This window comes from Sphingomonas sp., from assembly GCF_048594985.1.
Lineage (GTDB): Bacteria > Pseudomonadota > Alphaproteobacteria > Sphingomonadales > Sphingomonadaceae > Sphingomonas_I.
The window spans coordinates 1-7,035 of sequence record NZ_JBMDXG010000063.1; the positions used below are offsets into that span (position 1 = coordinate 1).

At 68.4% G+C, this 7,035-nt stretch carries 6 protein-coding genes; 4 read left to right on the forward strand and 2 right to left on the reverse strand.

What is annotated here, in order from left to right:
- The 4 genes from ACOJSF_RS02345 to cysK all read left to right on the forward strand — a co-directional run.
- Positions 1–827: MFS transporter (locus ACOJSF_RS02345; protein ID WP_420140631.1), on the forward strand; the 827-nt coding region annotated here is incomplete at its 5' end.
- 66 nt (positions 828–893) lie between these two features.
- Positions 894–1,718: an alpha/beta fold hydrolase gene (locus ACOJSF_RS02350; RefSeq protein WP_420140632.1), complete on the forward strand. Its 825-nt coding sequence runs from the start codon at positions 894–896 to the stop codon at positions 1,716–1,718.
- 81 nt (positions 1,719–1,799) lie between these two features.
- Positions 1,800–3,077: an MFS transporter gene (locus tag ACOJSF_RS02355; RefSeq protein ID WP_420140633.1), complete on the forward strand. Its 1,278-nt coding sequence runs from the start codon at positions 1,800–1,802 to the stop codon at positions 3,075–3,077.
- Complete coding sequence (cysK, locus tag ACOJSF_RS02360) at positions 3,074–3,988, forward strand: cysteine synthase A (RefSeq protein WP_420140634.1); 915 nt, start codon at positions 3,074–3,076, stop codon at positions 3,986–3,988. The genes ACOJSF_RS02355 and cysK overlap by 4 nt, the downstream gene beginning before the upstream one ends.
- Positions 3,989–4,000: 12 nt before the next feature.
- Here cysK and ACOJSF_RS02365 read toward each other — a convergent pair whose 3' ends face one another.
- Together ACOJSF_RS02365 and thrS are read right to left on the reverse strand one after the other, a co-directional pair.
- Positions 4,001–5,809: a gamma-glutamyltransferase family protein gene (locus ACOJSF_RS02365; protein WP_420140635.1), complete on the reverse strand. Its 1,809-nt coding sequence runs from the start codon at positions 5,807–5,809 to the stop codon at positions 4,001–4,003.
- Positions 5,810–5,877: 68 nt separating this feature from the next.
- Positions 5,878–7,035, reverse strand: a 1,158-nt coding sequence (gene thrS, locus ACOJSF_RS02370; RefSeq protein WP_420140636.1) for a threonine--tRNA ligase, incomplete at its 5' end; no start/stop codon positions are given.

Sequence of the window (7,035 nt, forward strand, 5' to 3'; positions counted from 1 at the left end):
GCCGCTACACTCTGGCCGGCGCGATGCTCAACATGGCCACCGTCGGCCTGCTCCTCGCGGGGCTGGAGGCGCTGGTCCACGGCTCGTCGCCGGTGGTCAGCCTGGCGGTCGTCGCGATCGGCATCGCGTTCGCGGTCGCGCTGGTGCTGCATGAGCGCCGCGAAGAAGCGCCGATCCTGCCGGTCGATCTGCTGGAGCGCCCCGTGCTGGCGCTGTCGACGGCGGGCGCGTTCCTCGCCTTCGTCGCGTCGATGACCTTGCTCCTGTCGCTCCCCTTCCGCCTTCAGCACGGCTTCGGCCTGTCCCCGGGCGAGGTGGGGGCGATGATCGCGCCATGGCCGCTCACCACGATGATCGTGGCGCCGACCGCCGGCACGCTGTCGGATCGCTATCCGGCCGGCCTGCTCGGCGGGATCGGCATGGCGGTGGCGACGATCGGGCTGGTCCTGCTCGCTTATCTCCCGGCACAGCCCGACTTCGCCGACATCGCCTGGCGGATGGCGCTGACCGGCGCGGGCTTCGGCCTCTACCTTTCCCCCAACGCCCGGCTGATCGTCGGCTCGGCGCCCCGCTCGCGCGCCGCCTCCGCCGGCGGCCTCATCTCGACCACGCGGCTGATGGGCCAGACGGTCGGCGCGACGCTGGTCGCGGCCCTGCTGGCGATCGGCCTCGGCACCACGCGCGGCCCGGCGCTGATCGCCGCCTGCCTGACGTTGGTCGCGGCGGGGCTCAGCCTCGCCCGGCTCCGTCCCTCGATCCGCGAACCGCAACCCGGCGAGGCGCATGCGGCGGAGGCGAGCGCGCGAACCGAATTTCACGGCGCCTGATCTCATGCCGGCGGGGCCTTTTGCTCGACCGGACGTTGGGCTGCTTCCTTTCCGAGGAGAGTGTCGATGCCGTTCATCAAGACCCGCGACAATGTGGACCTGTACGTCAAGGATTGGGGATCAGGCCGCCCGGTGATCCTGACGCACGGCTGGCCGCTCAACGCCGACAGCTGGGAGGCGCAGGCGCTCGCACTGGCGGAGGCGGGTCACCGCGTGATCGCCTATGACCGGCGCGGCTTCGGCCGCTCGGGCCAGCCGTGGAGCGGTTATGATTATGACAGCTTCTCCGACGATCTGGCGGAGGTGATCGAACAGACCGGCGCGACCGACGCGACGCTGATCGGCTTCTCGATGGGCGGGGGCGAGGTCGCCCGCTACATGTCGCGCCACGGCGGCAAGGGCATCGTCAAGGCCGGGCTGATCTCCTCGGTCGTGGCCTATCTCCTCAAGGACGAAAGCAACCCCGACGGCGTCGACGAAAGCGTGTTCGAGGATCAGATCAAGGCCCCGATCCGCGCCGATCGCCACGCCTTCTTCGCGCAGTTCGCCGAGCAGTTCTACGGCGTCGGCTTCATCTCCAGCCCGGTCAGCGCGCAGGTGCTCCACGCCTTCGAACGGCTCGCGGCGCAGGGCGGGATCAAGGGCATCCTCGATTGCGTCGACGCTTTCAGCCGCACCGACTTCCGCCCCGACCTGGCGAGCTTCGACGTGCCGACCCTCATCATCCACGGGACGGCGGACAAGGTCGTGCCGATCGATCCCTCCGCGCGTCAGGCGGCGGCGGGGATCGCCTCCGCGACGCTGATCGAATATGATGGCGAGCCGCACGGGCTGAACGTCACCGCCCAGGATCGCCTGACCGCCGAACTGCTCGATTTCGCGCGGGCCTGATCGTAGCATTGCGCGGCGAGCGACCCGACATGGCGATGTCCGGCTTGTTGGCCGCGCAAAACCCTGCCTAGAAGGGGGATAATGGCGCAGACCCCCTCCCCCTTCTCCTTCCGCAACTATCGCTTCTACTGGTTCACGCGGCTCGCGACCACGCTCGCGCAGAATGCCATGGTCGTCGTGATCGGCTGGCAGGTCTACGACATCGCCCGGCGCACCATGGCGCCGCGCGAGGCCGCCTTCCATCTCGGCATGATCGGCGTCGCGCAGTTCCTGCCGCTCGCCGCGCTGACGCTCATCACCGGCTGGACCGCCGACCGGGTCGACCGGCGCTGGATTGGCCGGATCGTGCTGCTGGCCGAGGGCGCGTGCGCCGCCTGGCTGGCGCTGCTCGCCTTCCACGACACCACCACCATCCCGGCCATCTATCTGGTCGCGATCGTGCTCGGCGTGTGCCGCGCCTTCGCCAACCCGGCAATCGGCGCGCTCGCGCCCAATCTCGTGCCGCCGGCGGTGCTCCCCACCGCCATCGCCGCCTCCTCGGTCGCGTGGCAGGGCGGCGCGATCGTCGGCCCCGCCATGGGCGGCTATCTCTACGCCCATTCGCACTGGTTGCCCTACACGATCTCTGCCGCGCTGTTCCTGCTGGCGAGCGGGTCGCTGATGTTCATCCGCCCGACCCCGAAGACCGCGCTCGACCGCAAGGCCAATCCGTGGCGCCAGATGGTCGAGGGGCTGGCCTATATCCGCCGCAACCGCCTCGTGCTCGGCGCGATCAGCCTCGATCTGTTCGCGGTGCTGCTGGGCGGGGCAACGGCGATGCTGCCCATCTATGCCCGTGACATCCTGCATGTCGGGTCGGAGGGGCTCGGCCACCTTCGCGCCGCGCCCGCGCTCGGTTCGGCCGCCACTGCTCTATGGTTCGCGTTCCGCCCGCTCAGGCACAATGTCGGGCTCAAGATGCTCGTCGCCGTCGCCCTCTTCGGCGCGAGCACGGTTGCGTTCGGCCTATCGCGCTGGCTGCCGCTCTCGCTCGCCTGTCTGGCCGTGCTCGGCGCGTGCGACATGCTGTCGGTCTATGTCCGCCAGTCGCTGATCCAGATCTGGACCCCGAACGAGATGCGCGGCCGCGTCGGCGCGGTGTCGACCCTGTTCATTTCCGGCTCGAACGAGCTGGGCGAGGCGGAGAGCGGCTTTCTGGCGGCGCTGATCGGCGCGGTTCCGGCGGTGGTGATCGGCGGCCTGGGCGCGATCGGCGTCACCATATTGTGGGCTAGGATCTTTCCCGAGCTGGTGCGGGCGCGTACCTTCGATCCACCCAAGACCCTAGAAGACATTCCCGGCGAGGAGATGGCGAAATGAAGGTCAACACGGTTCTCGAAACCATCGGCGGCACGCCGCACATCCGGCTGTCGCGCCTGTTCGGCGATGCCGAGGTCTGGGTGAAGTCCGAACGGTCCAACCCCGGCGGATCGATCAAGGACCGCATCGCGCTCGCCATGATCGAGGCGGCCGAGGCATCGGGCGAGTTGCAGCCCGGCGGCACGATCGTCGAGCCGACTTCGGGCAATACCGGCGTCGGCCTCGCCATGGTCGCGGCGGTCAAGGGCTATACGCTGATCCTGGTCATGCCGGAGAGCATGAGCCTGGAACGCCGCCGGCTGATGCTGGCCTATGGCGCGAGCTTCGATCTCACGCCGCGCGAAAAGGGGATGAAGGGCGCGATCGAACGCGCGCTGGAGATCGTCGCCGAGACGCCCGGCGCATGGATGCCGCAACAGTTCGAAAACCCGGCCAACGTCAACGTCCACGTCAACACGACCGCGCAGGAGATCCTCGCCGACTTTGCCGACACGCCGCTCGACCTGCTCGTCACCGGTGTCGGCACCGGCGGCCACATCACCGGCGTGGGCGAGACGCTGAAGCAGGCCTGGCCGAACCTGAAGGTGTTCGCGGTCGAGCCGACCCTGTCGCCGGTCATCTCCGGCGGGCAGCCGGGACCGCATCCGATCCAGGGCATCGGCGCCGGCTTCATCCCGCGCAACCTGCACACCAGCGTGCTCGACGGCGTGATCCAGGTCGATCCGGCCGACGCCAAGGATTATGCGCGCCGTTCCGCCAGCGAGGAAGGGCTTCTGGTCGGCATCTCCTCCGGCGCGACGCTGGCGGCGATCGCGCAGAAGATCGCCGAATATCCCGGCGCGCGGGTGCTCGGCTTCAACTACGACACGGGCGAGCGCTACCTCTCCGTCCCCGACTTCCTGCCCGAATAAGCGGCCGGCCGCTCAGTAAGCGAGGGCGCAGCCGTCGGCGCGCATCTCGCTTGCCGCGGCATAGACGCGGGTTCGTCCGTCCATGCGATGCTCGATGCATTCGTAGCGGCCGAACCCGCCGTCCGGGCCGCCGATCGTCCAGCCCATCGCGGCGAGCGCCTTTTTCGTCGCCTCGGGCACCCCGCTTTCCAGCCTGAGCAGGCCGTTCGTGGGCAGGCTGCGATCATCCTCGCCCATCGACTGCGACGATCCCTCGTGATGCCAGCGCGGGCTGTCGCCCGCCGCCTGGATCTCCAGGCCGTAATCGCGGCGATTGACGATGATCTGCGTCTGGCCCTGCGGCTGCATGTCGCCCCCCATCACGCCGAAGCTCATCCACGGCTGGCCGCCGCGCGTCGCGAAGCCCGGAATGATCGTCTGGAACGGGCGCTTGCCCGGCGCATACAAATTGGGGTGCCCGTCCTTGAGGCTGAAGAGCTGCCCCCGGTCCTGGAACATGAAGCCGAGGCCGTCGGCCACCAGCCCCGATCCCATGCCGCGAAAGTTGGACTGGATCATCGACACCATCATCCCGTCGGCGTCCGCGACCGAGAAATAGGTGGTGTCGCCCCGGCTCGGCGCCTGTCCCGGATAGACCGGCGTCAGGATGCGGTCGGGCCGGATCAGCTTGGCGCGCTCGGCCGCATATTCCTTCGAGATCAACCACTCGACCGGCACCTGCGCGAAATGCGGGTCGGCATAGTAACGCGCCCGATCCTCATAGGCGAGCCGCTTGGCCTCGATCTGCAAATGGATCGACAGCGGCGACTGAAAGCCCGCACCGGCCATGTCGAAATGCTCGAGGATGTTGAGCATCTGCAGCGTCGCGATGCCCTGCGTGTTGGCGCCCAGCGCATGGACGCCGACGCCGCGATAATGGGTGACGTGCGGCTCGATCCACTCGCCCCGGTGGGCGGCCAGATCCTCCTTGCGCAGCCAGCCGCCGATCCGGCGGAAATAGGCGTCGATCACCTCGGCGATCTCGCCCTTGTAATAGGCGTCGCGACCGCCCCTGGCGATCGTGCGATAGGTGCGGGCAAGATCGGGGTTGCGTAGCACGCTGCCGGGGCGCGGTCCCTCGCCGCCGAGCCCCCAGATCCGCATCGCGTTGTCGGTTTCCTCGACCCCTGACCCGGGTTTGCGGAAATTGGCGAGCGCGCGCCGGATGTAGAAGGCGATCATGTCGGGCACGGGCACGCCCTGTTCGGCATAATGGATCGCGGGTTCGAACAGCGCCTCCCACTTCAGCTTGCCGTAGCGCTGATGCATCATCCACCAGCCGTCGACCGTGCCGGGCACCGACACGCTGATCGCGCCGAGCGGCGGCAGGGCGCCGTTCACGGCCTTTGCCCGCACCGTCTCCAGCGACAGGCCGCGCGGCGACCCGCCGGAGCCGGCCAGCCCCTGAACCTTGCCCGCTTTCGGGTCCCAGATCATCGCATAGCAATCGCCGCCGATGCCCGACGCGGTCGGCTCCAGCAGGCCGAGGCAGGCGTTGACCGCGATCGTGGCGTCGACCGCCGAGCCACCGCGCTTCAGCGTCTCGATGCCCGCCAGCGTCGCCAGCGGATGCGCGGTGCCGACCGCGCCCGACAGACCGTAGACCGCCGTGCGCGACGCGAAGCTCGCGCCGACCGGGCGGTCGCCGGCATGGACGTCGGGTCGATCGAAGCGATCCGCGCCGGGTGTCCAGCGCCCACCGTGCCCCGGTCCCGCTCCTTGCGCCAGCGCGGGCGCCGCCGCCGCGGCGGGAAGCGAGGCAAGGAAAGCGCGGCGGTCCATAGACGTCAGCTCCTATACGGAATGGTATACCATCCCGTATCGTCACTGCGCGCCGCGTAAAGCCCCTCTTACGCGGCCGTCGGAATTTCGCGCAGATCGGGCGGCGTTGCGTCCCCGACGAGCAGGGCGATCGCCTCGTCCAGCGGCAATATTCTCTGCCCCTCGACGCCGAGTTGGCGGATGGCGACGCTGCCCTCCTCCGCCTCGCGCTTGCCGACGACCAGCAGGAACGGAACCTTGGCCAGACTGTGCTCGCGCACCTTGTAATTGATCTTCTCGTTGCGCGTGTCGGCCTCGACGCGGATCCCCGCCGCCTTAAGCCTGGCGGTCGCGGCCCGGGCATAATCGTCGGCGTCCGACACGATCGTCGCCACCACGGCCTGCGTCGGCGCGAGCCAGGTCGGCAGCTTGCCCGCGAAATGTTCGATCAGGATGCCGATGAACCGTTCGTACGACCCGAAGATAGCGCGGTGGAGCATCACCGGGCGGTGCCTGCCGCCATCTTCCGCCACATAAGACGCATCGAGCCGCTCGGGCAGCACGCGATCCGACTGGATCGTGCCCACCTGCCAAGTGCGGCCGATCGCGTCGGTCAGGTGCCATTCGAGCTTGGGAGCGTAGAAAGCACCTTCGCCCGGCAACTCCTCCCAACCATAATCCTCGGTGGCGAGACCGGCGCGGCCCACGGCGTCGCGCAGCTCCGCCTCGGCCTTGTCCCACATCTCCTCGGTGCCGAAGCGCTTGTCCGGGCGCAGCGCAAGCTTGATCGAATAGGTGAAGCCGAAGTCACGATAGATGCTGTCGGCAAGGCGGCAGAAGGCCTGGACCTCGTCGACGATCTGATCTTCACGGCAGAAGATATGCGCATCGTCCTGCGTGAACTGACGCACGCGCATCAGCCCATGCAGCGCGCCGTGCGGCTCGTTGCGGTGGCAGCAGCCATTTTCGTACAGGCGCAGCGGCAGGTCGCGGTACGACTTGATTCCCTGGCGGAAGATCAGGACGTGCGCCGGGCAGTTCATCGGCTTGAGCGCCATCCACGCAGCGTCGTCCGACACGATCGGCCCTTCGTCCTCGGTGTTCGGCACCTCGTCGGGAATGACGAACATATTCTCGCGATACTTGCCCCAATGGCCCGACTGTTCCCATTGCCGCGCGTCCATCAACTGCGGCGTCTTCACTTCCTGATAGTCGTGCGCGTCGAGACGGCGGCGCATATACGCCTC